Consider the following 25,524-nt stretch of genomic DNA (forward strand, 5'->3'; position numbering starts at 1 on the left):
GCACGTGTATCAGGGACGCGGTACGCCGCTCATACATGGCAAGCCCGCAGTCACCCACCGAGGAGGCCCCGAAAGATGAGCACACCACGCCACGGACGCGACATGCGTTTCTGGGAGCAGCTCGAGATCCTCAACGAGGCGCTGCCGGAGGGCAGGCTGGCCGTGGCCGGGCCGCAGGGCGCGACCCCGGAGTCCGACGTCCTCCCGCGCTTCGCCTATCTCGCCGAGCACCTCCTGGTCCGCGCGCCCGACGTGGAACGTGCCATCGACCGCCTCCAGTCCGCCCTTCCGTCGGGGCAGCCGGTCCGCGTGGTCTGGCCCCCGGACCAGGACGCGCGGCGGGTCACGGTACGCAGGCTGTCCATCGGCTCCCGGGACGTCTTCCGCAGCCTCGCCCTGCTCAGGGAGGCCGGGATCCAGAGCACGCTGGTCCACTTCGTCACGGTCTCGGGCGTCAACCTGTGCCCGGGTGACGAGCCGGTGCCCAGCGGCGAGCCGCTCAAGCCGCCGATCGCCGGCCGCGACCGGGGCGAGGACGCGCACGTCACGGTGATCGACACCGGGCTCGTGCACGACTACCTCGACCACCAGTGGCTGGCGCAGAGCTCCGGCCAGCCGAACATCCCGATGGTCGACGGCGACGTCACCACCCAGGCCGAAGAGGTGGACGCCGACGGCTTCATCAAGCCGTACGTCGGCCACGGCACGTTCATCGCGGGCGTACTGCGCTGCGTGGCTCCCAGCACGGATGTACGCGTCTACAACGGCTTCCCGTACGGCGGCGCGGTCGAGGAGGACCAGCTCGGCCTGCTCCTCCTGCAGACGCTCGACACCCACGGCTGGCCCGACGTGCTGTCACTGTCGGCGGGCACCAGGACGAACGACGCCCAGGCGCTGCTCGGCCTGACCGACTTCATCGGCGAACTGGCCGACCACCCCGAGACGCTCCTGGTGGCCGCGGCCGGCAACGACGGCGAGACCGTGCCGTTCTGGCCGGCCGCGTTCGCCGCGGAGGCGGTGAACGCCACCGGCGACGTGATCCTGTCGGTCGGCGCGCTGCGCGAGGACGGGCTCGGCCGGGCGTGCTTCAGCAACCACGGTGACTGGGTGACGGTGTTCGCGCCGGGAGAGCGGCTGGTCAACGCCTACACCTCGGGTGACTACGAGTACGACTACCCGCACAACACGACCTGCCGCTTCCACCCGGTCGTCCCGCTGTATCCGGGCTGCACCTGCGTCGCGCCGCTGTCGGAGGGGGACGTGGTCAAGTTCAGCGGGATCGCGCAGTGGAGCGGCACGTCGTTCGCCACGCCGTTCATCGCCGGTCTCATCGCGGCGCGCATGTCCGAGGCCGGGGTGACCTCACGGCGGGCAGCCGGGGACCTCATCTCGGGACAGCTGGCGATACCTGATCTCAGTGGTTTTCTGCGATGACTCAACCACTCCCTGTTCTGGAGCGTCTCACGAAATATCATGAGCATCCCGCTCCAGGACAGGGAAGGACCGCCGTGGACGACACCGCAGCCCTCGTCAGAGCAGCCGCGGACGGGGACGCCGGTGCCTGGAAGGAGCTCTACCAGCGCCACAGCGGTCTGGTGTGGGCGGTGGCGCGTGCCTATCTCGTCAACGGGTCCGACGCGCAGGACGTCTGCCAGACGACGTGGTTCCGGCTGGCGGAGCACCTCACCAGGCTCAGGGATCCGGACAAGGTGGGCGCCTGGCTGGCCAGCACGGCCCGGCACGAGGCGCTGCGGGTGATCCGCGCGAGCGGGCGGGCCACGCCCGTCAGCGACATGGGGCTGCTGGGGATGGACATCGACGAGCGCTCCCCCGAGCACCTGATCCTGGAGGCGGAGGAGGCCATCGCCGACGCCGAGCGCGCGCTGGTGATGTGGGGCGCCTTCGAGGAGCTGTCGGACCGCTGCCGCCGCCTGCTGCGGCTGCTGATCGCCTCGCCGCGCCCCACCTATCAGGAGATCGCGTCAGGATTGGGCATCGCGGTGGGCAGCATCGGCCCGATCAGGGCGCGCTGCCTCCAGCGGCTGCGCACGCTGGTGGCCGAACGCGGAGTGACCGGAATACGCAGGTGAGGCATATGGACGATGAGGGCTTCGACCTGGAAGACGAGCTGGAGGACGAACTGCGCGAGATCGCCGGCCTGCTCGACCCCGTACCTCCCGCGCTGCTCGACGACGCCATGCAGGCGTTCACACTGAGAACCCTGGACGCCGAGCTGGCCGCGCTCACCTTCGACTCCTGGGACGAGGAGCCCTCGACCAGGGTCAGGGGCGCCGGGCTGCCGCGGCTGCTCACGTTCGAGGCGGGCGGCGTGGCGGTGGAGCTGGAGGTGTTCGCGGCCCGGGTGGTGGGGCGGCTGTCGCCGGAGGGGCCCGCGGAGATCGATGTCCAGCGGCGTGACGAGGAGCTGCGCGTACGCTCCGACGAGCTGGGCCGCTTCACCGCCGAGGGCCTGACCCGCGGCCCGCTACGGCTCCGCGTCACCCCTGACGGAGGCGCGCCGATCGTCACCTCGTGGACACGTCTCTAGGGCACGACGCCGCGCCGGTCCCCTCCTCCGGCGCGGCGTCGTGGTCTCTGGGGGTGGTTCAGGCGCTCTCCTCCAGCGCGGCCAGCTTGGCGGCGAGCGCGACCCGGGAGCCGATGCCGAGCTTGGTGTAGATCTTGCCGATGTGATACTCGACGGTCTTGACGCTGATCAGCAGCTCCCGGGCGATCTGCCGGTTGGTCAGGCCGCTGGAGACGAGCCTGGCCGTGCTGTACTCCTGAGGTGTCAGCCCCAGCCGTACGGTGCCCGGCGGTTCCAGGCCGCAGGCCTCCAGCTCCTGCGCGCAGGCGGCCACGAGCGGGCGGGCGCCCAGCCGGGCGAAGATGGCCTCGGCGGCCCGGAGCCGGGCGGCGGCGGCCCTGCGTCTTCCGGTACGTCGCTGCAACCGGCCCAGGTCCAGCAGGACGCGGGCCTCCTCCAGCGGGCAGGCGGCGCCGTCCAGGAAGCCCAGAGCGGAGGTGAAGCTCTCCTCGGCCCGCGCCGGAACATTCCTGGCCGCCAAGAGCAGCCCGGTGAGCCTGGCCCGCCGGGCCCGCGCCCGCGCTCCGTCGCCGGGCAGCGCGCCCAGCTCCGTCTCGGCCTCCTCCAGGCGTCCCTCCGCGACGAGGGTCTCGATGAGCTGCGGCCGGTGGTCGGGTACGAACGGGTCGTCGGCGCCCGCCGGCGCGGCTCCGGCGCCGAGCAGTGCCAGCGCCAGGTCCGCCTGGGTCTCGCCCATCACGTTGCGCTGGCAGCGGGCGACGGCCCTGGCGGCGGTGGCGTGGGCGAGGGCCCGTTCGTGCTCTCCCAGCGCGGCCAGCGGCGCGACGCACGCGACGTGCAGAGTGGGCAGCAGCCAGCGCTGGCCGAGCCCCTCCGCCTCGGCCAGCGCCCGCTCCGCCCCCGTCAGCGCGTCCTCCCAGCGCCCGTCGCCGTGCTCGGCCACGGCGAGCAGCGCGCTGCCGACCAGGCGATGGTGCGGCAGCCCCGCCTCATCCCGCGCCGTCACGACCCTGGCCAGCACCTCGGCCGCCGCACCGGCCTCACCCTCCCGCAGGAGCCCGACGGCCGCCAGGACGCCCTCTTGCGCGAGTTCACCGCCGAAGGCGCCCACCGCCGCCCGCCCGCCATCGCCGAGCGGCGCGTCGAGCTCGGCCTTTAACTCGTGTCCTTCCGCGCCGAGCTCGGTCTGGTCCCGGCGGTCCTCCGCGCTGAGAGTGGCCGTGCTCAGGGCCAGCGCGTCGTACGGACGGGCGGTCGTGCTCTTGATCGGCTGCCCGGCCGCCAGGCGGGCCCAGGTCGCCGCGGCGGCGGGATCTCCCTTGACCAGGTGCAGCCAGGCGAGCTGCTCGGCCGTGTCCGCGGCGAAACAGGGCGAGCGATCCCGCCATGCCCCCGCGAGCAGTTCGGCGGCCTCGTCGAGCCGCCCGGCGGCCAGCGCGAGCCGTCCCAGGATGTAGCGGCGCACGGGCCGCGGGTCGGTGTTGCGGACGGCGGCCAGCTCGGCCGCGCGGACGACGTCGCCGCCCAGCAGCAGGTGCTTCAACGCGGCGGTAAGCAGCTCGTCGCGCCGGCCCGTGGACTCGCAGAGCCCGGCGGCCAGCTCCAGGTGGGCGGCGGCGTCGAGCCAGAGGCCGTGCTGGGCCTCCTTGGCCGCGTACCTGGTCAGCTCCTCGGCCAGCGGCTGGTCGGGCCCGCCCGAAGCGGCGGCGCGGTGGCGCAGCGCCCTGCCGGTGGCCTCGACGACCCGGGCGGCGGCCAGGTGCAGCCGCGCGCGGACGCCCGCGCCGAGCGAGCCGTAGACGGTCGCCGCGGCCAGCGGGTCGGGGAAGGCGACGAACCGTCCGGGGAGCTCGTCGAGCAGCCCGGCGCCGACCGCCTCTTCGAGCGCGGCCAGCGGCTCGCCGGCGACCGCGGCCACCGAAGCGACCAGGTGCAGCGGGTTGGGCTCGCCGAGCACGGCGCAGGCGGCGACGAGCGCGCGCGCCTCCGCGCCGCACACGCGGAGGCGGCGGGTGAAGGACCGGGCATAACCCTCGGGAGCGGGCAGCCGGGCGCCGGGATCGGCCAGCGTGGTCGGCGCGAGGGTGGCGAGCAGTTCGCGGGCGTACAGCGGATTGCCCGACGTGTGCTCGCGCAGCCGCCTGGCGGCACGCTCGCTCAACGGGTCCGGGGCCAGGCCGGCCAGTTCCGCGGCGGACAGGCCGCCGAGGACGAGACGGAGCCTGCCCTCGCCGGTCAGCAGCCGCCGCAGCCCCTCCGGCAGCCACGGGTCGGCGGTGCTGCGGCAGATGACCACCACGAGCACGCGGCCGGTGCGCAGGCGGCGCAGCAGGTAGCCGAGCGCCCGCAGCGACGCCCTGTCGGCCCACTGGACGTCGTCGACCAGGACGACGACGGGCCCGTCGGCCTGCAGGCGGCCGACCGCCTCACACAGGGCCTCCCCCACGGACCACAGCTCCCGCGCCGCGGCGCTCCTGGTGGCCGCGCCCTCCGGACCGGCGCCTCTCGACCTCGCTCCAGCGCCCCCCGATCCGGTCCTCCCCAGGCCGCCGCTCCCCAGACCGGTCCTCCCGAGTCCGGCGCCCAGCGGTCCGCCGCTCCCCTGTCCGGCGCCGTCCAGGACGAACCGTGCCTGGTCGGCGAGCTGGCGGACGACCCCGTACCGCAGGTGCCGCTCGGCCTCGTCCCCGCTGGCCGCCAGCACCCGTACGTTCGCCGCCCCGTCGAGTACCTGGCGGATCAGCGCCGTCTTCCCGATGCCCTCGGGCCCCTCGATGACCATCCGCCGCACGGCGCCGTTGCCCGCAGCACGCAATTCCCCGCGCACCAGGGCGAGCTCCGTTGCTCTCCCGACGAACATCCCCTCTCCCTCCGTCGCCCCTCGACTTCCCAGAGCGCGCGCGGAGGGTCCTGATACACCTCTTTCACCGCAAACGTGCAGCGAAGGGGCGGTAACCGTTTTCCCTTTTCGAAACCGCCCCCGGCAGAGCCGTCAGACGATCACGAGTTCGCGGGAGGTGACGTTCAGCCGCTCGCCGCCGGTCTCCGTGCACACCACGATGTCCTCGATGCGCGCCCCATGCCGTTCGGGCAGGTAGATGCCCGGCTCCACGGAGAAGGCGAAGCCCGGCTCCATCGGCTCGGCGTTGCCGGACACGATGTACGGCTCCTCGTGCGTCTCCACGCCGATCCCGTGCCCGGTGCGGTGGATGAAGTAGTCGCCGTAGCCCGCCGCGGCGATCAGGTCGCGGGCCGCCGCGTCGATCGACTCGCACGGCACGCCCGGTCGTACGGCGGCGCAGGCGGCGTCCTGGGCGCGGCGCAGCACCTCGTAGTACTCGGCGAACTCGGCCGGCGGGGCGCCGACGGAGTACGTACGCGTGGAGTCGGAGCAGTAGCCGTTGTGCAGTTGCCCGCCGATGTCGACCACCACGGGCTCGCCCGCCTGGATCACCCGGTCCGACACGTCGTGGTGCGGGCTGGCGCCGTTGGGCCCCGAGGCGACGATGACGAAGTCGACCGTCTCGTGCCCGGCGGCCAGGATCGCCTCGGCGATGTCCCGGCCGACCTCACGCTCGGTCCGCCCGGCCCGCAGGAACTCCGGCACCCGCCGGTGCACCGAGTCGATGGCCTGCCCCGCCTCGCGCAGCGCCGCCACCTCGGCCGGCGACTTGCGCATCCGCAGCTCGCGCAGCACACTGCCGGCCAGCACCTGCTCGGTCTCCGGCAGGACCTCGCGGAAGCGCAGCGACGACATCGCCCACATCCGGTCGGCCAGCCCGACCTTGGCCACCCGGCCGAGCCGAGCGGCCGCGATGCCGTAGGGGTCGTCGGTCTCGTCCCACGCCACGAAGTCCAGGCCGAGCCGCGAGGCGGGCGACGCCTGCGCGGCGGCCAGCTCCAGCCGGGGCACCATCAGGAACGGCTCGCCGGCGGCCGGCACCACCAGGCAGGTCAGCCGTTCGAGCGGCTTGGCGTCGTAGCCGCTCACATAACGCAGGTCCGGGCCAGGCGTGAGCAGGAGGGCGTCAAGGCCGGATTTCGCGGTGGCCTCCTGCACGGAGGCCAGGCGGGACACGGGGTACAAGTCTGAGGACGTCACAGGCACAATCTACTCGGACCGCTCCTCCTAAAATCCACGAAAAGCTCTCACAACGCGGTAAGCCATGGCTACACTCCGCAGATGGACGATCACGTAGTGTGGTGTCAATTGTCCGGTTCCACCGCGTTTCGAGAGAGAGACTCATGGTCGACGTCTGGGGCAGCCACCAGCGCCGCCCGATGAGTGCCGCCGACCTGCTCCGGCGCCTCGCGCAGCCGCCCGCGGCCGAGCGCGACGCCGAGCTGCTCGCCGCACGGATGGCGCACGCCGAGCGGCTCGGCAACATGGGCTGGGCCGAATGGAACCTCCACACCGGTGCGGCCACCTGGTCCGACCACGTCTACCTGATCTTCGGGCGGGACCGGGACGACGGGCCGATCCACCTGCCCGACCTGCCCAAGCACGTCGAGCCCGGCGACCTGGACGCGCTCGACCGGCTCCTGTGGAGCGTCGTACAGGGTGAGGAGCCGGTCCAGGCCGAGTTCCGCATCCGGCGTGGCGCCGAGCTGCGCAACCTGCGCGTCGTCCTGGAGCCGCTGATGACGCCCGGCGGGCCGGAGGGCGTGCACGGAGTGGTCCAGGACATCACCGGCCGCCGCCGCGCCGAGCGCATCATGTCGGAGTCGCGCCGCCAGCTCCTGGAGGCGCGGGAGAAGGCGGCCGAGGAGCGCCACGTGATGCTGGCGCTGCGCGAGGCGATCCTGCCCGAACCGGTCGGCTGCCTCGACCTGCCGTGCACCCGGATCGCGGTCCGCTACGTGCCGGCCGAGAAGACGTCGAACCTGGGCGGTGACTGGTTCGAGGCCGCCGCGCTGCCCGACGGCCGGATGCTGCTGGCGATCGGCGACGTCTCCGGCCACGGCCTGCCCGCCATCGCGCACATGGCGCAGCTCCGTCATGCCCTCATCGGCCTGACGATGACCGGCGAGCCGCCGAACCGGCTGCTGGCCTGGCTGAACGAGCTGGTCATGCACCGGCTGCGGGAGACCACGGCGACCGCGATCATCGGCCACCTCGACCCGGCGAGCCGGATCTTCACCTGGGGTCAGGCGGGCAACCTGGCGCCGATCCTGGTCCGCGACGGCGTGGCGGGCCCGCTGAGCCAGCCGAAGGGCGTCCTGCTCGGCGCCACCGGTGACCAGCCGTACGGCCTGGCCAGTACGGCGCTGCGCGAGGGGGACGTGCTGCTGCTGTTCACCGACGGGCTGGTGGAGCGGCGTACCCGCGACATCGACGAGGGCCTCGCGCTGGCCACGGCGGCCGCCTGCGAGCTGCCGGGCCACGACCTCGACGCCGGGCTGGACCGGCTGCTGACCGGCATCGGCGGCCCCAACCCCGAAGACGACGCCTGCCTGCTTGCGGTGGGGCTGGGAGTGGGCGGCCGACCTGCGGGAGTGCGACCATAGGCGGGTGCTGATGCTTCTCGACACCCCGTCGCTGTACTTCCGCGCCTTCTACGGCATCCCGGAGTCGATCACCGCGCCCGACGGCTCGCCGGTGAACGCGGTACGCGGCCTCATCGACATGATCGCCACCCTGGTGCGCCACCACTCCCCCACCGAGCTGGTCGCCACGATGGACGCTGATTGGCGCCCCGCCTTCCGGGTGGCCGCGATCCCGACGTACAAGGCGCACCGGGTCGCCCACGGCGACACCGAGGAGGTGCCCGCGGCGCTGGTGCCGCAGATCGCGGTCATCGAGCAGGTCCTCGACGCGCTCGGCATCGCCCGGCTGGAGTCGCCCGGCTACGAGGCCGACGACGTGATCGGCACGCTGACCCACCGCGCCGGCGGGGCGGTCGACATCGTGACGGGCGACCGCGACCTGTTCCAGCTGGTCGACGACGCCCGCCCGGTGCGCGTCCTCTACACCGTGCGGGGCATCCGCAACCTGCAGACGGTCGACGAGGCGTTCGTGGCGGACAAGTACGGCATTCCCGGCCGCGCCTACGCCGACTTCGCCACCCTGCGCGGCGACCCCAGCGACGGCCTGCCGGGCGTGGCGGGTGTCGGGGAGAAGACGGCGGCCTCGCTCATCACCCGGTTCGGCTCGCTCGGCGCGCTGCTGGAGGCCCTCGACGCGGGCGCCACGGACGGCTTCCCCGCGGGCAGCCGCACCAAGCTGGCCGCCGCCCGCGACTACCTGCGGGTCGCCCCCGCCGTGGTGGAGGTGGCCCCGGACGCGCCACTGCCCGACACCGACCTGACGCTGCCGCGCAAGCCCCGCGACCCCGAGGCCCTCGTACGGCTGGCCGACCGGTACGGCCTCGACAGCCCGCTCAACCGCCTGCTGGAGGCGCTCGGCCAGAGGTGACCCCGGCCAGCGCGCCGCGACGCCCGGGAATCGGCCCGGCGGGCCTGTGGCGATAGGTTGGCCCGGTGACGAACATCCGGGTTCCCAGCGACGTCCCCGCCCGCCTCGACGACGGGTTCGAGCGCATCCGGCGGGAGCAGCGGCTGCCGGGCGAGTTCCCGAGGGCCGTGCTCGACGAGGCCGACTGGGTGGCGTCGGTGCCCAGGTTCGGCGGCAGGGACCTGACGGAGCTGCCGTTCGTCACCATCGACCCACTCGGCTCCATGGACCTCGACCAGGCCCTCCACCTGGAGCGGCTGCGCGGCGGCTACCGCGTCTGGTACGCGATCGCCGACGTCGGCGCGTTCGTGCGGCCGGGCGGCGCGATCGACGGCGAGGCCCGCACCCGGGGCGAGACCGTCTACATGCCCATGGACAAGGTGCCGCTGCACCCGAAGGTGATCTCGGAGGACGCGGCCAGCCTGCTGCCCGGCGTGACCCGCCCGGCCGCGGTGTGGCGGATCGACCTCGACGCGGAGGGCCGCACGGTTGGCGCCGACGTCCAGCGGGGCCTGGTACGCAGCCGCGAGCGGCTCGACTACGACTACGTGCAGGCGGCGGTCGACACCGGCACCGCCGGCGGCACACTCGCCCTGCTGGCCGAGGTCGGCAGGCTGCGGCTGGAGCTCGAACGCGAGCGCGGCGGCGTCACCCTGCCCACCCCCGAGCAGGAGGTGGTGCCGGACGGCGGCGGCTACCGGCTCGAATACCGGGTGCCGCTGCCCGCCGAGGCGTGGAACGCGCAGATCTCCCTGCTCACCGGCATGGCGGCGGCCTCGATGATGCTCGACGCGGAGATCGGCGTGCTGCGCGTGCTGCCGCCACCGCGCTCCGGCGACCTGGCCAAGGTGCGCCGGGTGGCCGAGGCGCTGGGCGTCCCGTGGCCCGGCGGCGCCTCCTACGGCGACGTGGTCCATGACCTGGATCCGAAGAACCCGCAGCAGGCGGCGTTCCTGCACGAGTCGAAGGTGCTGCTGCGCGGCGCCGGCTACGTGGCGTTCAACGGGGAGCCGCCGAAGCTGGCCGAGCACGTCGCGGTGGCCGCGCCCTACGCGCACGTCACGGCGCCGCTGCGGCGCCTGGTCGACCGTTACGCGACGGAGGTCTGCCTGGCGGTCGCCGCGGGCGAGCCGGTGCCGCAGGACGTGGAGGAGGCGCTGGCGGGCCTGCCGGACATCATGTCCGCGACCGGCCGCCGGGCGGGCGCGGTGGAGCGCGCCTGCGTCGGCCTGGTGGAGGCGTTCCTGCTGCGCGACCGCGTCGGCCAGGCGTTCGACGCGACGGTGATCGACACCGACGAGCACCGCGAGGGCGGCCAGGTCCAGCTCGCCGACCCGGCGGTGATCGCCCGCTGCGACGGCCCGCTCCCCCTGGGCGAGCAGGTCTCGGTACGCCTGACCCAGGCCGACCCGGCCACCCGGGAAGTACGTTTCACGCTGGCGTGAGCACGAAGGAGCCGCGTACGGAGATTCCATACGCGGCTCCTTGAGGTCCCGGCTACCGCTTCAGCGGCTTCCAGCCCGCCCCCAGCCCCATCAGGTGCAGCGCGACGCAGAGCAGTCCGGCGGTGGTGAGCGTGGTGGCCGTGAGCACGCCGCCCACGGCCACGTTGGCGATCTCGAAGATCAGCGCGAGCAGGAACAGAAGTGCGGCGACGAGAGCGAACATGGCGTCCTCCGGCTCAGGGAAAAACCGCTTCGACCTGGGCATGTCCGCCCCGAAACACACAGAAACTGACCACAAAGTGACGTTACGTATACAGCCGACTACATCCCCTTGACCGGACGGTCAGTCGGCCAGGAAGGCCCTGGTCAAGAGGACGCATGTCACGGCGCCCAGCCCCGTGAACCGGAGGAGCGTGCCCCTGGACAGGGCCCGGCCACGTATGGCGGATGGGGCTGGCCCATGCCGGCCGTAAAAAAATAATCAAGAAAGGGACGAATAAGCGACTACCCCCCGGCGCATGGCGTCCATGGCCTTGCCGGCGGTCTGCTTGACCTTGCTCCCCTGCGGGGCCGCGTTGCCGAGCTGGCCGAGCAGGTCCATCAGCTGCTTCACCCAGCGGACGAAGTCGCCGGCCGCCAGCTCGTTGCCGTTGATGCCGTCCATGAGCACCGCGTCGAGGCTGTGCCCCTTGGTCCAGCGGAAGGCCGCCCACGCGAACCCCAGGTCGGGCTCGCGGATCGTGGACAGCCCGTGGTCGGACTCGATGCCCTCCAGCTCCCCCCACAGCCGCATCATGGCCGTCAGCGCGTCCTGCGCCCGCCCGGCGGGGATCTTGGGGCGGCGGGCGTCGTCGGCGTTGCGCGACTCGAAGACCAGCGCCGACACGCACGCCGCCAGCTCCGCCGGGTCGAGCTGCTCCCACAGCCCGCTGCGCAGGCACTCCGCGGTGAGCAGGTCGAGCTCGGTGTAGAGGCGGCCCAGGCGGCGGCCCTCGTCGGTGACGGCCTCCTCGTGCAGGTAGCCGAGCTGCTCCAGCACCGAGCAGATCCGGTCGAAAGTACGGGAGATGACGTGCGAGCGGCCCTCGACGCGGCGCCGCAGCCCCTCGGTCTCACGCGACAGCTTGTAGTAGCGCTCGGCCCAGCGGGCGTGGTCCTCCCGCTCGTCGCAGCCGTGGCACGGGTGCTGGCGGATGCTCCGGCGCAGCTCGTTGATCTCCTCGTCCTCGATGGTGTGGTCGCGGGCCCTGGCGGGCTTGCCCAGGTCGCGGTCGCCGATCTTGGCGAGCAGCGTGGAGACGAGGTTGGCGCGCTCCTTCGGCGAGCGGCCGTTGAAGTTCTTCGGGATGCGCAGCTTCTCGATCGGCTCGACCGGGACGGGGAAGTCGGCCGGGTCGAGCTTCTTGACCTGCTTGCCGATCGTCAGCACCAGCGGGCTGGGGCCGTGACCACGCGGGTTGCGGCCCGGGTCGAGCACGATCGCCAGACCGGCCCGGCGCCCGCCCGGCACGCGGATGACGTCGCCGGGCTGCAGCGCCTCCAGCGACTTGACGGCCGCGGCCCGGCGCGCGGCGCCGCGCTGCTTGGACAGCTCTGCCTCACGGTCGGACAGGCGGCGGCGCAGTGCCGCGTATTCGGGGAAGTCGCCCAGGTGGCAGGTCATCGCCTCCTTGTAGCCCTCCAGCGCCTCCTCGTGCTTGCGCAGCTGCTTGGCCAGCCCGACGACCGCCCGGTCGGCCTGGAACTGCGCGAACGACTCCTCCAGCAGCGTACGGGCGCGCTCGCGGCCGAACTGGCCGACCAGGTTGACGGCCATGTTGTACGAGGGCTGAAAGCTGGAGCGCAGCGGATAGGTGCGGGTGCCCGCCAGCCCGGCGACCGACAGCGGATCCATGCCGGGCTGCCAGAGCACCACGGCGTGGCCTTCGACGTCGATGCCGCGCCGCCCGGCCCGGCCGGTGAGCTGGGTGTATTCGCCGGGGGTGAGGTCGGCGTGCGTCTCGCCGTTCCACTTGTCGAGCTTCTCGATGACGACGCTGCGGGCGGGCATGTTGATGCCGAGCGCCAGCGTCTCGGTGGCGAACACCGCCTTGACCAGCCCGCGGGTGAACAGCTCCTCGACGACCTCCTTGAAGGCCGGCAGCATGCCCGCGTGGTGGGCGGCCAGGCCGCGCTCCAGGCAGTCGCGCCACTCCAGGTAGCCGAGCACGGACAGGTCCTCGTCGGGCAGGTGCGCGGTGCGCTCGTCGACGAGCTGCCTGATCTCGTGCCGCTCCCGCTCGTCGGTGAGCCGGATGCCGGCGTACAAGCACTGCTTGACGGCCGCGTCGCAGCCGGCGCGGGAGAAGATGAACGTGATCGCGGGCAGCAGCGCCTCGGAGTCGAGCTTCTCGATCACCTGGGCGCGGTCCGGCGGGCGCGAACGCTGCGGCCGGCCGTAGCCCCGCCTGCCGCGCCCGGCGGTCAGCCGCTCGGTCTCACGGGTGACCCGCATCAGCGTGGGATTGAGGCGCGGCGTCAGCTCGTCGGTCATGAACAGGTCGTAGATGCGATTGCCGATCATCAGGTGCTGCCACAGCGGCACCGGCCGGTGCTCGTCGACGATGACCGTGGTGTCGCCGCGTACCTCGCCCAGCCATTCGCCGAACTCCTCGGCGTTGCTGACCGTCGCCGACAGCGCCGCCAGCCGCACCGACTCCGGCAGGTGGATGATCACCTCTTCCCAGACCGCGCCGCGAAAGCGGTCGGCCAGGTAATGCACCTCGTCCATGACGACGTAGCCCAGCCCGGCCAGCGTGGCCGAGCCGGCGTAGAGCATGTTGCGCAGCACCTCGGTGGTCATGACGACGATCGGGGCCTCGCCGTTGACGCTGTTGTCGCCGGTCAGCAGCCCGACCTTGGCCGTGCCGTAGCGTTTGACCAGGTCGTTGTACTTCTGGTTGGACAGCGCCTTGATCGGGGTGGTGTAGAAGCACTTGCGCCCCTGCTCCAGGGCCAGGTGGACGGCGAATTCGCCGACGACCGTCTTGCCGGACCCGGTGGGTGCCGCCACCAGCACCCCGTCGCCTGCTTCCAGCGCGCGGCAGCCGTCGATCTGGAAGTCGTCGAGCTCGAAGTCGTAGTGACTCCGGAACGATGAGAGGGCGACTCCGTCGTCCCCGTACTTCTCGCGGAAAGCCGCGTACCGTTCCGCTGGACTCGTCATAACCGTCACCCTACCGAAATCGCCATTCCGGTCCGTCCCGGCTAGCCCGCCAGATAGTCGCCGAGGCCGCCGCGGAGATGGCCTCGGTCAACTTGGCCTCGGCCTCGACGTGGAACAGCAGCAGCCTGGCCGCCAGCGAGGGGGTCTTCGTCAACTTGACCCGGCTCTGAAGGGACCGAGCTTGGAGGTAGGGCACCACTGGCTGTGGTGTGGCCTCCTCCGTCCAGACCACCTAGGGGGCGGCTGGGACGCGTGACTCACGCCCCGCAATCCACGCAGCCTCGCCGCGTGCGGCGATGTTGCGGGAGGCATTCCGGTCGGCGTGGGCAACGACCCCGCAGTTCCGGCAGATGAACAGGGCCTGGTTGACCCGGTTGTGCTTGTCGATGTGGTGGCAGTCGGCGCATTCCTGACTGGTGTACGCGGGATCGACGTGCACCAGCGGGACGCCCGCCCGCCGCGCCTTGTAGGCAAGGAAGGTCCCGAGCTGGTGGAAAGCCCAGGAATGGAACGTGACCCGTTGGGGCTTGCGGAGCCGTACCCTGTCCCGGATTGCGCCCAGGTCTTCCAGGGCGATACCGGAACAGGTGCGTGCGGCCTCGGTCACGATCTTCTTGGAGATGATGTGGTTGACGTTCGCGGCGTGCCGCTGCTCTTTGCGACGGCGGTGCTTGAGCCGCCGTCTGGCGGACTTGGTGGCCTTGGCCTGGAGCTTGCGGCGAAGTTCGAGTTGCCGCTTGCGGTGCCGGTTCAGGCCGCGTCCGGTGAACGGCGTCATGCCGTCCACGGTGGCGATGTTGACGATGCCCAGGTCCACGCCGAGCCAGCCGCCGGGCTGCTCGTTGAGCGGTGCTTCGGGTACCTCGCACACGGCGATCAGGTAGAACACGCCGTCGCGTTCGATCAGATCGGACTCACCCTTACGGTGTTCATGCAGCGTCTTGAGCGCGTCGGCGGAACAGACGAAGCGGACGTTCTTGATACGCCCGGCGGTGGTCCAGATACTGACCGTCTGAGCGTCGTACTGCCAGCTCAGACACCGGTCGTCAAACGGGTGCGCCGCCTGAGGGCGGAAGGTGATCGGCTTGGATTCGGCTTTGGTCCGGCGCTTGGAGCCCTTCTCGCCGAGGTTGCCCGCGCGGATGTTCGCCTGCAACGTGGTGTAGGCGTCGCGGACCTTCTTGATGGTGTGCTGAGCGGCCTGCGCCCCCAGCCCCCGCCGCTTCAACTCGGCGTAGGTGTGCTTGCGCAACACATACTCACGCGGCACACCGTGCTCGAACGCCACGCCCGACACCCAGTTCGCGGCGTCGTTGACCGCCCGCAGGGTCGCCGACAGCGCGTCGGCCTGATCGGCCTGCGGCATCAGCTTCACCCGCACGGCGATCTTCACAGGCAAGATCGTAGCGTTACTCTACGTGACCACGCGTGCGAACCCCGACATTCGCGGAGGCCCTACGGTCGTCTCCACCCTCCACACGCACGTGGTCTGCACACCCCAGCACCGGCGCGGACCGTTCACCGACGACATCCGCACCCGATGCGAACACATCATGCGGGCCGTCGGCGCCGAGTTCGACGGCGAGCGTGACCACGTGCACCTGTCGGCGTACTCCCCGCCGAAAATCTCCCCGTCCAGGCTGGCCGACTCCCTCAAGGGTGTGTCCGCCCGAAGATCGCAACAGCAATACCCCGACCACATCCGCACCTACCCGTGGGTGCCCACTTCTGGCCATCCTCGCACCTCGCAGCCTCCTGCGACGAAGCACCGCCGTCCATCATCATGCAGGTCATCGAGAACCAGAAACGCCCAGGCTGAGCCGCTCCCCGAACGTTGCCGTCACCGCACCGCCCGGCCCTTGGCGGGTCTCCCGCGCTGCCATTTCCTCCCGGGCGCCCAGACTGTCGGCCACCACCGCCAAGTGCTTCACGCCGAGGTCAACACCCACAGCGGCATCGGGCCGCGTCACGCGTTGTGTCTCGCGCTCGACCTCGACCTGGAAGGACACGAACCACCGGCCACGCTCGTGCCGGACGGTGGCGGACAGGATGCGGGCGGTGCCGTTATCGATGCGGCGCTGGACCTGTTCGTGATGGGCGTCGGGTTCGGCCTGGTGCTCGGCATCGTCGTACTGCTGGTACAGAACGCGGCGCCGGCCTCCCAGCTCGGCGTGGCCACCACGTCGATCCGCTTCGCCCAGGTGCTCGGCTCGGCGCTGGGCGCGGCCATGTTCGGCATCCTGCTGAACCGGGCCACCGCGTCACACCTGCCGCCGGGCTTCAGGGCCGGGAGCCTGGCGGGGGCGCTGCGGCCCGAGGTGCGCGAGCAGGCGGTCGGCGCGCTGGTGTCGGGCGTTCAGGTGGTGTTCCTGTCGGCGGCGGGCGTGATGGCCGCCGCCCTGGTGCTCGCCCTGTTCCTCAGGACCAGCCCCGCGCTGCCCGCCGACCCGCCCGCCCCACAACGCGTCACAGTCTGACCCCTCTGTACGGCCTGGCGCCCCATACGATCCGGCACCTCGTACGGCCCACGCCTTTACGTTGTAGATCTCAAGCGATGACCCGCAGCGCCCCCGGCTGGATCTCGCACGTGACGGGGACCGGCCCGATCCGCTCACCATCGGCGTAGGCCACCACATCGGGCGCCTCCAGCCGCACGCGCCGCACCCGCCTGACCGACACGGCCTCGTGAGAGACGTGCACCCCCCGGTAGACGCTCGGGAACACCCGGACGAACTCGGCCTTGGACACGGCCCCCAGCATCATCACGTCGAGCAGCCCGTCGTCAGGCCGGGCGTCGGGACAGACCCGCATCCCGGCACCGTAGGAGGAGGTGTTGCCCACCGCGACCAGCATCGCCTCCCGCTCGATCGGCTCATCGTCGTCGAAGGTGATGCGGAAGGGGATGGGCCGGAACCGCCGCAACTCCTGGAAGGTGGCCAGCAGGTACTTGGCCATCCCCGGCGGCCAGGTGAGCCCGTTGGCCCGCTCGTTCACCCGGGAGTCGAACCCGCAGCACACCACCCCGGCGAACAGCTCGTCGGCCTGACCGGCGCGGATGCGGGCGGCGTCGACCAGGCGGGATCTGCCGCGCAGCACCGCGCGGGCCGCCGCGATCGGGTCCTTGCGCGGCACTCCCAAGGCGGTGGCGATGTCATTGCCGGTCCCCGCGGGGATGATGCCGAGCGGCACGTCCGTCCCGGCGACCGCCTGCACGGCCAGGTGGACCAGGCCGTCACCGCCGAAGGCCACCAGCGCGTCGGGGCGCTCGGCGACGGCGGCGCAGGCCCGCTCCAGCGCGTCGGACGCGCTGTCACCGACGATCACCGACACGTCGGCCCCGCCCGCGCGCAGGCGGCGGGCCACGGGTCCGAGCAGGCGCACCGCACGGCCGCCGCGGGCGGCGGGGTTGACGAGCAGGACAAGTTGAGGGGCCACGCCCGGAACTTATCGCCTATCGGTCCGAATCGGAATCCTGTTCCAGGGGTGACGCTTCGGCTGCCAGAGGCGACGCCTCGTCGTCGGACAGATAGGAGAAGTCCTCGCCGGCGGGCATTCGCCGCTCGCGTACGTACATGAACAGCTCGGCCGCCGCGAACAGGATGATCATCGGTGCGGCCAGGGCCATCATCGCGAACGGATCGCCACCCGGCGTGATGACGGCGCCGAACACGAACATGAGGAAGATGACCATGCGCCGGTGCTTGGCCACCGTCGCGTGCGACAGCACCCCGAGCACGTTCAGGAAGACCAGGAAGAGCGGCAGCTCGAACGAGATCCCGAAGATGGCGATCATGATCAGGACGTAGTCGAGATAGTCGTCGATCGCGATGGTGGCGACCGTGTCGTCGAGCGAGAAGCCCAGCAGGAAGCCCAGGCTGGTGTGCATGATGATGTAGGCCAGCACCGCGCCCAGGGCGAACAGCGGGATCGCCAGGGCCAGGAACACCACCGTGTGGCGCTTCTCGTTGCGGTAGAGCGCCGGCGTGACGAACGCCCAGATCTGGTAGAGCCAGACCGGCGACGCCAGCACCAGGCCGATCATCGCCGACACCTTCAGCGTGATGAAGAAGGACTGGAAGATGCCGTTGTAGGTCAGGCTGCAATGGCCCGTGAGCTGCTTCGACTGGAAGGTGTCGCAGTAGGGCGCCTTCAGGATCGCCCACACCGGGTCGAAGAAGATCCAGCCGATGATGATGCCGACGACCACCGCGATCGTGGCGATGAGCAGCCGGTTACGCAACTCCCGCAAGTGGTCCATGAGCGGCATGCGGCCCTCGGGATCGCGGGCCGAACCTTCTCCGCTCGACTTCTTGAGCAGCGCCATCTAGCAGTCCCAGGAGTGCGAGGAGGGGCAGGGTCAGACTTTCTTGTCGGCGCCGGCGCGCAGCTTGGCCGCCTGCTCCTCCAACTGGCGGGCCTGCTCCTCCACCGACAGCGCGGGCGCGGCCTGGATGGGCTGCGCGGGCGCCGGCTGCGGCTGGGCGGGCGTCTGCGTCACCGTCTCGACCGTGGCCGGACGGTCGTCGTAGTCGTCTTCGCGCAGCTTGGCCGTCTCCGACTTGAAGATGCGCATCGACCTGCCGAGGCCCCTGGCCATCTCCGGCAGCTTCTTGGCACCGAACAGCAGGACGAGCACGCCGGCAATGATCAGAAGCTCAGTAGGTCCGAGGTTTCCCATGAAACGTCCTTTTTGAGCGAGTGCTGTTTCAGCCACGATCGTACGCTGCCTGGGGGTCGCTCTCATCCCCCCGGTGCCTCAATCTGGCCTGCCGCGGCTCGAGCTGGGCTCGCGCCCCGGCTACTTCCCTGTTCAGATTACGCGCCGCGGCGAGCAAGCGCGTACCCGCGACCGCCAGCGCGGCCAGCCCGGCGACGCCGAGCCCGGCCGCCACGATGATCCAGGTCATGACCGGTGAGCGTAGCGGCTCAGAGCCCGTTCGGCCTCCTCACGCACCCGGTCGGCCAGCGCGGGCGGCGTGACCACCCGGCCGGTGTCGCCCAGGCGCAGTGCCAGTTTGAGCAGCCAGTCCTCGTCGCGGGCCCGCAGCGCCACCCGCAGCCGCCCCTCGCCCAGCTCGGTGACCTCCTCGCACGGGTAGTACTCGGCCACCCAGCGGCCGGCGGCGGTCACCTCCAGCTCGACCAGCTCATCGGTGGGCGAAGGCCGGAACACGCCCTGCGCGACGTCGATCGGCTCGGCCTCGGCGGGCGGGTCGGCGGCCACGTCGAGCACCTCGACGCCGAGCATCCGGTCGAGCCGGAACAGCCGCATCGCCTCGGCCCGGTAGCACCAGCACTCCAGGTAGGTGCGGCCGTCGACGACGACCAGCCGCATCGGGTCGACCTCGCGCGGCGTCACCTCGTCGCGGCCCGGCACGTAGTAGCGCAGCGACAGGCGCCGCCGCCTGGTCAGCCCCTCACGCACGCGCAGCAGCGCGTCGGGGGTGGCGTCGACGTCGACCGCGACCTGGCTGCTGACGGCCGCCGCGCCCTCCCCCGCGGCCCGCTCCAGCTTGGCGACCACCCGGGGCAGCGCGTCGCCGGGCACCTCGGCCAGCTCCGGCATGGCGCCGAGCATGCGCAGCGCGACCAGCAGCGCGCTGGCCTCGTCGATGCCGAGCCGCAGCGGCCGGGCGATGGTGTCGGCGTTGTCGATGAGGATCTCGCCGCCGTCCCACGACACGTCGATCAGGTCACCGGGCGTGTGCCCCGGCAACCCGCACATCCACACCAGTTGCAGGTCGTCGATGAGCTGCTTCTCGCTCAGCCCGAACACCTCGGCCACCTCGCCGAGCTGCGCGCCCGGGTGCGACATCAGGTACGGCACGAGCGCGAGGAGCCTCGGCAGCCGGTCGGCGGATCCACTCACGCCAGTGCTCCCTTCAGGCGGCGGATGACGGCCTCGCGGGCGTCCGGCGGGTCGACCACCTCGACGTCGGCGCCCAGGCTGGCCATCCAGCCGGCCAGCCGTTCGGGGTCGGTGAAGCCCAGCTCGGCCTCGTCCCACCCGTCGGAGCCCGTGCGTACGACCCTGGACAACTGCCGCAGCCCCTCGCAGGCGCCCTGCCGTACGCGGATGACGGCCATGCGCTCCTCGACCGGCTCCTCGGGGAAGCCGACCATGGCCCGCAGGTCGACGCCGGGCGGCACCTCGATCGAGCCCGGCCGGCCGATGGTGACGACCTGACCGGTGATGCGGCTGAGCCGGAAGGCGCGCGGCGCGTCCCGGCCGCGGTCGAACCCGGCGAGGTACCAGCGGCCGCGGCGGCTGACCACGCCCCACGGCTCGACCGTGCGGCTGCGTACGTTCTCGCTGCCTGCGCCGCGGTAGTCGAAGCGCACCAGGCGCCGGTCGCGCACCGCGTCCCACAGCGCGGGGAAGGCCGGGTCGCGGGTGTCGAGGCGCAGCTCCAGCGCTCCGGCGCCGATGGTCTCGTCGGTGGCCACGCCGCCCGCGCGCAGCTTGAGCAGCGCGCCGGAGGCGGCCTCGGCCAGGCTGGCGCGCTGCCACACCTGCGCGGCCAGGCCGAGGACGGCGGCCTCGTCGGCCTCCAGGGTGATCTCCGGCAGCTCGTAGGACTGGCGCTCGATGCGGTAGCCGGGCTCGTCCTCCCACGGGTCGCGCACCACGTCGATGGGGATGCCGATCTCGCGCAGCTCGTTCTTGTCGCGCTCGAACATCCGCTGGAACGCCTCGTCACCCTCACGGTCGTAGCCGGGGACGGCCTGGCGGATCTGCTCGGCCGACAAAGGGCGGCGCGTGGCGAGCAGGCAGATCACCAGGTTCAGCAATCGCTCGGTCTTGCGGCGCGACATCTGCCTCACTCCTCCTTCTACGGACGCTACCCTGCCCGAGTGATCAGATGGCGCAAGGGCGAGGTCGTGCGGATCCGGCGCGAGTGGCCGGGAGCCATGGAACTGGATGTCGCCGTCTCCGGAGGGGACCACCAGCCGGGCGCGGAGCCTGGCGGGCTGTACCGGGCTCTGGCCTATCCGCTCCTGGTGGGCCGTCCGGAACCCGGCGACGAGGTCCTGCTCAACACGACGGCACTCGCGATGGGTCTCGGTACGGGAGGTTACGCCATGGTGGTGGCAGTCCCGAACCGTTTACCGGAAGATCCGCGGGGACCCGGGCACCTGGTGAAGGCCCGTTACACGCCGTTGCAGGCCACCGTGCTCGGCGCCGACGAGCAGGACTCGCCGTTCCACGAGGTCCTGCGCGAGGCCGACTCGATCGACGGTATGCCGGTGGTGGTCGCCGACCTGCACTCGGCCCTGCCGCCGATCCTGTGCGGCCTGTACGAGGCGCGCGCGGGCGTACGGGTCGCCTACGTGATGCAGGACGGCGGCGCGCTGCCGGCCTGGTTCTCCATGGCCGCCGCGAAACTGCGGGAGATCGGCTGGCTGACCGGGGTGGTGACGGTGGGCCAGGCGTTCGGCGGCGACGTCGAGGCGGTGACCGTCCACACCGGCCTGCTGGCCGCCAGGCACGTGCTGGAGGCCGACGTGGCGATCGTCGCGCAGGGGCCCGGCAACCTCGGCACAGGCACCCGGTGGGGATTCTCGGGCGTCTCGGCGGGTGAGGCGATCAACGCCGCCTCGGTGCTGCGCGGCCGCCCGGTGGCGGCGCTGCGGGTGAGCGAGGGCGACCTGCGGGAGCGGCACCTCGGCGTCTCGCACCACTCGCTGACCGCCTACGGCCGCGTCGCGCTGGCTCCGGCGCGGGTGGCCGTGCCGCTGCTGCCCGGGGAGTTCGGGGAGCGGGTCAGGGACCAGGCCGAGCTGCTCGCCGTCCGGCACGAGCTGGTGCCGGTGCCGGTCGACGGCCTGCACGAGGCGCTGCGCGCCTCGCCGGTCAAGCTCTCGACGATGGGCCGGTCCCTGGAAGAGGACCTGGCCTACTTCGTGGCCTCGGCCGCGGCGGGCAGGTGCGCGGCCTCGCTGCTGTCGTAGGAGTCCTTGAACGTGAACGCCTCGGGGCTGGGTCCCACGGCCTTGAGGCGTTCCAGGCGCTCCATGCCCTCGGCGAGGCTCGGGATGTGGCCCTCAGGGATCCACCACATCACCATGTACGGCTCGGCCATCCGCAGGAACCACTCCCTGCGGCGGCGCAGCACGCCCAGATGGGCGCTGCGGTAGGCGTAGTTCCACAGCGACTCGAGCGACTCCCACACCGAAAAGTTGATCAGCAGGTGGTCTCCGTACTTGTGCGTGAGGGTCGCGGTCGGGTCCTCGTCGCTCTCCTTCATCCGCCAGACGAATCCGGGGTACTCGTCGGCGAGGGTGTTGATGGGCTCCAGTTCGGCGACGAACTCGGCCAGTTCGGGGCTGTCGATCGAGGCGCGCAGATGGGCGATGTTGAGCTCGGCGAGATGCATGTCGCTCAGCACACCACCCTTCCCCGCTCTATGTCAATCTTCATTTGTTTTAGAAAGCGTCACGCAGCACTCCCCCGGCCGCGGATCCAGCGCGGCCCGCCCGGGATCGTCGCCGAGTCCTTCGAGCACCCCCTGGCAGAGGGCCAGGTTCATGGAGCACACGAGCAGCGGCTGCTCGTGGCTCAGCACGTGGAAGGGGCAGTTGCGCATGCGCAGCGTGCCGCCCTCGGCGTACGGCTCGTACCCCCGCTCACGCAGCACCGCCTCGACGGGCTCGTGCCGCCCTCGCCCCAGCCGCTCCCCAGCCGCGCGCGCCGCCTTCTCGGCCAGTTCGTCGGCGCCGAGGGCGTCGACGACCTCGGCCAGCACGGAGGCGAGCGCCACGTAGTCGCGCGGCGGCAGGCTCACCGACCGTTCTTTCCCGGCCCGGCGGTAGATCTTCGCGGGCCGTCCGCTGCCGGGCCCCTTCTTGTCCTGCTGCCGGAAGGCGCTCTCCAGCAGCCCGGCTTCGACGAGCTTGTCCAGGTGGTGCCCGGCGAGCGTCCTGGACACCCCGGCGAGCTCGGCGGCCTCTCCCCTGCCCAGGTCGCCGCCGCTGGCCGCCACGGCCTCGTACAGGCTGCGCCGTACCGGGTCGTGCAGCAGCGCCAGGGCCTCGAGGTCGTCATCGCTCACAGCGCGAGTCTAGGCGTCCGTCACCGCGCCGGGCCGCACCCTCTAGGCTGCTGCGCGTGAGCGAAACCTCCCCCCTCCTCGCCGCCTACGACCGCACCCGGCTGCACATCCCCGAGAACACCGCCGAAGGGCTCGTCTACGAGATGGACGGCCCCGTGCTGCGCGTCACCGGTATGTTCCGCGGCTTCGTCGAGGGGCCGCCCGTGCTCGGCGTCGAAGGCGCCGAGCTGGACGCGCTGATCGCCCGCCAGCGCGAGCACTTCGCGGCCCGCGGCGAGGCCGTGGAGTGGAAGACCCGGGCCCATGACCGGCCCGCCAACCTGGCCGAGCGGCTCGTACGCGCCGGCTTCGCGCCGGAGGAGAGGGAGACGGTGCTCGTCGGCGTCGCCAAGGAGATGCTGGACGCGCCGCCCCTGGCCGACGGGGTGACCATCCGCCAGGTCACCGCCGACGCCGACCTGCGGGCGATCGCCGCCATGGAGTCCACCGTCTGGGGCGAGGACTGGAGCTGGCTGGGCGACGACCTGATCCGGCGGGTCACGACCGACCCCGGCGGCATCGCCGTACTGGTGGCCGAGGCCGGCGGCCGGGTCGTCTCGGCCGCCTGGCTGGTGCACAAGCCGGGCACCGGGTTCGCCGGGCTCTGGGGCGGCTCGACGCTGCCGGAGTGGCGGGGCCGCGGCATCTATCGCGCCCTGGTCGCCCGTCGCGCCCAGCTCGCCGTGGCGGCCGGGGTCGACCATCTCCAGGTGGACGCCTCGGACGACAGCCGGCCGATCCTGCGCCGCCTGGGCTTCCACGCGGTGACCACGACCACCCCGTACGTCTGGACGCCCTGATCAGTACGCGGCCAGGACGTCCACCACGAAGACCAGCGTGTCGGCGGCGCGGATGCCGAAGGCGGGCTGGCCCGTGGGCCCGTAACCGTAGGCGGGCGGGACGATCATCAGCACCCGGCTGCCGACCGGGACACCCACCAGCGCCCGGTCCCAGCCCTTGATCACGCTGCCGTCGCCGATCGTGAACGCCTTCGGCCGCCCGGTGCTCCAGGTGGCGTCGAAGATCCGGCGCTGCCCCCAGATCGCCCCCTCGTACTGGGTGACCAGCAGTTGCCCCGCCTGCGTCCGGCGGCCCGCCCCCTTGGCCAGCACCTTGGCGGCGAACCTGCGTGGCGGCGCGGTCGCGGGCACCGCGAGCCCGGGCCGGGCGGCGCCGGTGACCCGCACGCCCGCGAGCGACCCGCCCCGCCCCTTGATCGAGGCGTTCTTCGGGTGCGTGCCGAGGATGTCGATCACGTAGAACAGGTCGTCACCCGAGGCGACGCCCTGCGGCGGGTTGGCGCCGAAGCCGTCGGCGGGCGGGATGGCGGCGATCACCCTGCTGCCCACCCGGCGGCCCTGCAGCGCCCGGTCCAGGCCGGGGATCAGCCGGCCGACCGGGAAGGCGGCCGGGGCGCCGCGGTTGAAGCTGGAGTCGACGAGCCGGTTCTCCCGGCCGTCCCAGACGTGCGCGGTGTACTGGACGATCGCCACGTCGTCCTTGCCCAGCAGCGCGCCCTTGCCCGCCGCGAGCTGGTCCACCTGCAGCCCGGCCGACGGCTTGCCGGCCGGGAAGACGATCGTGGGCTTGGCGCCGAACCTGCCGCCCACCTTCAGCTCCGGATCGCCCGTCTCGGTGCCGGTGCAGGCCGTCAGCAGCGCCAGCGGTAACAGCAGCGCGACGGTACGGCGGCGCATCGAACCCCTCCCCAAGCGGGCGGCCCGGCGACGGTGTCGTCGCCGGGCCCCGAGATGCTACCGCTTGATCAGTCCACCCATCAGTAAGCCGACAGAACGTCCACCACGAACACCAGCGTGCTGTTGCCCGGGATGCCGTTCTGCTCCTGGGCGCCGTAGCCGAGGTCCGGCGGGATGCTCATCACGACCCGGCTGCCGACCGGAACCCCGACCAGGCCCTTCTGCCAGCCCTGGATCACGTTCGCGAGCGGGAACGAGGCCGGCTCGCCCTTGGTCCAGCTGGAGTCGAACTCCTTGTCGGTGCCCCAGATCTTGCCCGTGTAGTGGGCGACCACCGTCTGGCCCGCCTGCACCTTCGCGCCGGTGCCCTGGATCACGGTCTTGACCACGAGCTCCTTGGACGGCTTGTCCTTGGTCTTGGTGGTCAGCGTGGGCGCCTTCTCGCCGCCCGGGTTGACGACCTTGACACCCTTGATGCTCTCGCCGACCTCCTTGCCGGTGGCCGCCTTCAGCGCGGCGGGCGGCGCCCCGACCACGTCGACGACGAACACCTTCGTCGGCTGCGGCGCCTGGCCCTGCTGCTGCTGAGCGGCGTCGGCGGCCATCACGGCCAGCACCCGGCCGCCGTGCTTGACCTTGGTGAAGCCCTCCTGCAGCACCTGCGGCAGTTGCTGGTCGACCGCGATGGTCTCCGGCGCCTTGGAGTCGTAGGAAGAGCCTTGGAAGGCGTTCTGCTTGCCGTCCCAGTTGTAGACGGTCAGGTTGACGATGATCTTGTCGCCGCTCTTCACCTGCGGGCCCGTGCCAGGGGTCAGCACCTCGTACGAGGACTTGGTGGCGGGCGTGCCGGCGGGGAAGGCCACCGTGGGCTTGGCGCCCACATTGCCGGTGACCTTCACCTTGCCCGGCACGCTGCTCGCGGTGGCGGCGGCCCCGTTGGCGCCCGAGTCGGAGCCGCCGCACGCGGCGGCGAAGAAGATCAAAGGCACGGCGGCCAGAGCGGCCAGAGCGCGGCGCATGGATTTCCCTCGGAAAGACGTCAGATTCGCGTCACCCTATCCGACATCCAAGTAGGGCCGGGGT

General features: G+C 71.9%; 25 protein-coding genes. 9 read left to right on the plus strand and 16 right to left on the minus strand.

Translation table 11 applies throughout. The features are described from left to right. Positions 1 to 75: 75 nt before the first annotated feature. The 3 genes from AB0B91_RS25760 (at position 76) to AB0B91_RS25770 (ending at position 2,548) form a co-directional block, all read left to right on the plus strand. On the plus strand, positions 76 to 1,434 hold the full coding sequence (locus AB0B91_RS25760) for a S8/S53 family peptidase (protein ID WP_358324363.1): 1,359 nt from the start codon (positions 76 to 78) through the stop codon (positions 1,432 to 1,434). A 74-nt stretch (positions 1,435 to 1,508) separates the two neighbouring features. Next, entirely contained in the window at positions 1,509 to 2,090 is a 582-nt protein-coding gene (locus tag AB0B91_RS25765; protein WP_358324365.1) for a sigma-70 family RNA polymerase sigma factor, read from the plus strand. Between the two features lie 5 nt (positions 2,091 to 2,095). Next, positions 2,096 to 2,548: a hypothetical protein gene (locus tag AB0B91_RS25770; RefSeq protein ID WP_358324368.1), complete on the plus strand. Its 453-nt coding sequence runs from the start codon at positions 2,096 to 2,098 to the stop codon at positions 2,546 to 2,548. Between the two features lie 58 nt (positions 2,549 to 2,606). Here the strand turns inward: AB0B91_RS25770 and AB0B91_RS25775 are convergent, their stop codons facing one another. Next, positions 2,607 to 5,408, minus strand: a complete 2,802-nt coding sequence (locus AB0B91_RS25775) for an AAA family ATPase (protein WP_358324371.1) — start codon at positions 5,406 to 5,408, stop codon at positions 2,607 to 2,609. A 132-nt stretch (positions 5,409 to 5,540) separates the two neighbouring features. After that, on the minus strand, positions 5,541 to 6,635 hold the full coding sequence (locus AB0B91_RS25780; protein ID WP_358324875.1) for a Xaa-Pro peptidase family protein: 1,095 nt from the start codon (positions 6,633 to 6,635) through the stop codon (positions 5,541 to 5,543). A 158-nt stretch (positions 6,636 to 6,793) separates the two neighbouring features. On the opposite strand from AB0B91_RS25780, the gene AB0B91_RS25785 reads away from it, so the two are divergent. The 3 genes from AB0B91_RS25785 (at position 6,794) to AB0B91_RS25795 (ending at position 10,447) form a co-directional block, all read left to right on the plus strand. After that, complete coding sequence (locus AB0B91_RS25785; RefSeq protein WP_358324374.1) at positions 6,794 to 8,056, plus strand: SpoIIE family protein phosphatase; 1,263 nt, start codon at positions 6,794 to 6,796, stop codon at positions 8,054 to 8,056. Between the two features lie 10 nt (positions 8,057 to 8,066). Beyond that, a complete protein-coding gene (locus AB0B91_RS25790; protein ID WP_358324878.1) occupies positions 8,067 to 8,963 on the plus strand; it encodes a 5'-3' exonuclease in 897 nt (298 codons plus the stop codon). Positions 8,964 to 9,028: 65 nt separating this feature from the next. Next, positions 9,029 to 10,447 (plus strand): RNB domain-containing ribonuclease, encoded by a 1,419-nt coding sequence (locus AB0B91_RS25795; protein WP_358324377.1) that lies wholly within the window; start codon positions 9,029 to 9,031, stop codon positions 10,445 to 10,447. A 52-nt stretch (positions 10,448 to 10,499) separates the two neighbouring features. Here AB0B91_RS25795 and AB0B91_RS25800 read toward each other — a convergent pair whose 3' ends face one another. From AB0B91_RS25800 to AB0B91_RS25815, 4 genes are all read right to left on the minus strand, one after another. Then, complete coding sequence (locus AB0B91_RS25800; RefSeq protein ID WP_358324380.1) at positions 10,500 to 10,670, minus strand: hypothetical protein; 171 nt, start codon at positions 10,668 to 10,670, stop codon at positions 10,500 to 10,502. A 258-nt stretch (positions 10,671 to 10,928) separates the two neighbouring features. After that, complete coding sequence (locus tag AB0B91_RS25805) at positions 10,929 to 13,652, minus strand: DEAD/DEAH box helicase (protein ID WP_358324383.1); 2,724 nt, start codon at positions 13,650 to 13,652, stop codon at positions 10,929 to 10,931. 10 nt (positions 13,653 to 13,662) lie between these two features. Further along, a complete protein-coding gene (locus tag AB0B91_RS25810; protein ID WP_358324386.1) occupies positions 13,663 to 13,806 on the minus strand; it encodes a hypothetical protein in 144 nt (47 codons plus the stop codon). A 78-nt stretch (positions 13,807 to 13,884) separates the two neighbouring features. Then, positions 13,885 to 15,045, minus strand: a complete 1,161-nt coding sequence (locus AB0B91_RS25815; protein ID WP_358324389.1) for a transposase — start codon at positions 15,043 to 15,045, stop codon at positions 13,885 to 13,887. Between the two features lie 25 nt (positions 15,046 to 15,070). On the opposite strand from AB0B91_RS25815, the gene tnpA reads away from it, so the two are divergent. After that, positions 15,071 to 16,129 carry an IS200/IS605 family transposase gene (tnpA, locus tag AB0B91_RS25820; RefSeq protein ID WP_358324392.1) on the plus strand — a complete coding sequence of 353 codons (1,059 nt, stop codon included), beginning with the start codon at positions 15,071 to 15,073 and terminating at the stop codon, positions 16,127 to 16,129. 70 nt (positions 16,130 to 16,199) lie between these two features. Here the strand turns inward: tnpA and AB0B91_RS25825 are convergent, their stop codons facing one another. Genes AB0B91_RS25825 through AB0B91_RS25850 form a run of 6 tightly spaced genes read right to left on the minus strand, consistent with a single transcriptional unit; the run spans position 16,200 to position 20,468 of the window. Further along, positions 16,200 to 17,087 carry a YegS/Rv2252/BmrU family lipid kinase gene (locus tag AB0B91_RS25825; protein ID WP_358324395.1) on the minus strand — a complete coding sequence of 296 codons (888 nt, stop codon included), beginning with the start codon at positions 17,085 to 17,087 and terminating at the stop codon, positions 16,200 to 16,202. Between the two features lie 16 nt (positions 17,088 to 17,103). Then, a complete protein-coding gene (tatC, locus tag AB0B91_RS25830; RefSeq protein WP_358324398.1) occupies positions 17,104 to 17,976 on the minus strand; it encodes a twin-arginine translocase subunit TatC in 873 nt (290 codons plus the stop codon). 33 nt (positions 17,977 to 18,009) lie between these two features. Next, entirely contained in the window at positions 18,010 to 18,330 is a 321-nt protein-coding gene (tatA, locus tag AB0B91_RS25835; RefSeq protein WP_358324401.1) for a Sec-independent protein translocase subunit TatA, read from the minus strand. 28 nt (positions 18,331 to 18,358) lie between these two features. Next, positions 18,359 to 18,559 (minus strand): hypothetical protein, encoded by a 201-nt coding sequence (locus tag AB0B91_RS25840; protein WP_358324404.1) that lies wholly within the window; start codon positions 18,557 to 18,559, stop codon positions 18,359 to 18,361. Continuing rightward, entirely contained in the window at positions 18,556 to 19,521 is a 966-nt protein-coding gene (locus tag AB0B91_RS25845; RefSeq protein ID WP_358324407.1) for a WYL domain-containing protein, read from the minus strand. Before AB0B91_RS25845 ends, AB0B91_RS25840 begins: the two co-directional genes overlap by 4 nt. Further along, a complete protein-coding gene (locus tag AB0B91_RS25850; RefSeq protein WP_358324410.1) occupies positions 19,518 to 20,468 on the minus strand; it encodes a WYL domain-containing protein in 951 nt (316 codons plus the stop codon). The genes AB0B91_RS25845 and AB0B91_RS25850 overlap by 4 nt, the downstream gene beginning before the upstream one ends. Positions 20,469 to 20,507: 39 nt before the next feature. On the opposite strand from AB0B91_RS25850, the gene AB0B91_RS25855 reads away from it, so the two are divergent. Then, a complete protein-coding gene (locus tag AB0B91_RS25855) occupies positions 20,508 to 21,605 on the plus strand; it encodes a DUF3866 family protein (protein WP_358324413.1) in 1,098 nt (365 codons plus the stop codon). Here the strand turns inward: AB0B91_RS25855 and AB0B91_RS25860 are convergent. Further along, positions 21,551 to 22,039, minus strand: coding sequence for a DUF3291 domain-containing protein (locus tag AB0B91_RS25860; protein WP_358324881.1), 489 nt, complete (start codon positions 22,037 to 22,039; stop codon positions 21,551 to 21,553). The genes AB0B91_RS25855 and AB0B91_RS25860 overlap by 55 nt on opposite strands. A 24-nt stretch (positions 22,040 to 22,063) precedes the next feature. Further along, a complete protein-coding gene (locus AB0B91_RS25865; RefSeq protein ID WP_358324416.1) occupies positions 22,064 to 22,705 on the minus strand; it encodes a helix-turn-helix domain-containing protein in 642 nt (213 codons plus the stop codon). 56 nt (positions 22,706 to 22,761) lie between these two features. On the opposite strand from AB0B91_RS25865, the gene AB0B91_RS25870 reads away from it, so the two are divergent. Next, complete coding sequence (locus AB0B91_RS25870; RefSeq protein ID WP_358324419.1) at positions 22,762 to 23,544, plus strand: GNAT family N-acetyltransferase; 783 nt, start codon at positions 22,762 to 22,764, stop codon at positions 23,542 to 23,544. On the opposite strand, the gene AB0B91_RS25875 is transcribed toward AB0B91_RS25870, so the two are convergent. Together AB0B91_RS25875 and AB0B91_RS25880 are read right to left on the minus strand one after the other, a co-directional pair. Then, the gene (locus AB0B91_RS25875; RefSeq protein ID WP_358324422.1) at positions 23,545 to 24,441 is read right to left on the minus strand and encodes an FKBP-type peptidyl-prolyl cis-trans isomerase; all 897 of its coding nucleotides are present in this window, start codon (positions 24,439 to 24,441) and stop codon (positions 23,545 to 23,547) included. It abuts the gene before it with no gap. 80 nt (positions 24,442 to 24,521) lie between these two features. Further along, positions 24,522 to 25,460 (minus strand): FKBP-type peptidyl-prolyl cis-trans isomerase, encoded by a 939-nt coding sequence (locus tag AB0B91_RS25880; protein ID WP_358324425.1) that lies wholly within the window; start codon positions 25,458 to 25,460, stop codon positions 24,522 to 24,524. Between the last annotated feature and the right edge of the window lie 64 nt (positions 25,461 to 25,524).

Source organism: Nonomuraea sp. NPDC049141 (assembly GCF_040648415.1).
In the GTDB taxonomy this organism is placed as follows: Bacteria; Actinomycetota; Actinomycetes; order Streptosporangiales; family Streptosporangiaceae; genus Nonomuraea.

Excerpts from the sequence above, each read along its gene's own strand:
- AB0B91_RS25760 (WP_358324363.1), top strand. The coding sequence starts at position 76 with ATGAGCACACCACGCCACGGACGCGACATGCGTTTCTGGGAGCAGCTC.
- AB0B91_RS25770 (WP_358324368.1), top strand. The coding sequence starts at position 2,096 with ATGGACGATGAGGGCTTCGACCTGGAAGACGAGCTGGAGGACGAACTG.
- AB0B91_RS25775 (WP_358324371.1), bottom strand. The coding sequence starts at position 5,408 with ATGTTCGTCGGGAGAGCAACGGAGCTCGCCCTGGTGCGCGGGGAATTG.
- AB0B91_RS25785 (WP_358324374.1), top strand. The coding sequence starts at position 6,794 with ATGGTCGACGTCTGGGGCAGCCACCAGCGCCGCCCGATGAGTGCCGCC.
- AB0B91_RS25790 (WP_358324878.1), top strand. The coding sequence starts at position 8,067 with ATGCTTCTCGACACCCCGTCGCTGTACTTCCGCGCCTTCTACGGCATC.
- AB0B91_RS25800 (WP_358324380.1), bottom strand. The coding sequence starts at position 10,670 with ATGTTCGCTCTCGTCGCCGCACTTCTGTTCCTGCTCGCGCTGATCTTC.
- AB0B91_RS25805 (WP_358324383.1), bottom strand. The coding sequence starts at position 13,652 with ATGACGAGTCCAGCGGAACGGTACGCGGCTTTCCGCGAGAAGTACGGG.
- tatC (WP_358324398.1), bottom strand. The coding sequence starts at position 17,976 with ATGGCGCTGCTCAAGAAGTCGAGCGGAGAAGGTTCGGCCCGCGATCCC.
- tatA (WP_358324401.1), bottom strand. The coding sequence starts at position 18,330 with ATGGGAAACCTCGGACCTACTGAGCTTCTGATCATTGCCGGCGTGCTC.
- AB0B91_RS25840 (WP_358324404.1), bottom strand. The coding sequence starts at position 18,559 with ATGACCTGGATCATCGTGGCGGCCGGGCTCGGCGTCGCCGGGCTGGCC.
- AB0B91_RS25850 (WP_358324410.1), bottom strand. The coding sequence starts at position 20,468 with ATGTCGCGCCGCAAGACCGAGCGATTGCTGAACCTGGTGATCTGCCTG.
- AB0B91_RS25875 (WP_358324422.1), bottom strand. The coding sequence starts at position 24,441 with ATGCGCCGCCGTACCGTCGCGCTGCTGTTACCGCTGGCGCTGCTGACG.
- AB0B91_RS25880 (WP_358324425.1), bottom strand. The coding sequence starts at position 25,460 with ATGCGCCGCGCTCTGGCCGCTCTGGCCGCCGTGCCTTTGATCTTCTTC.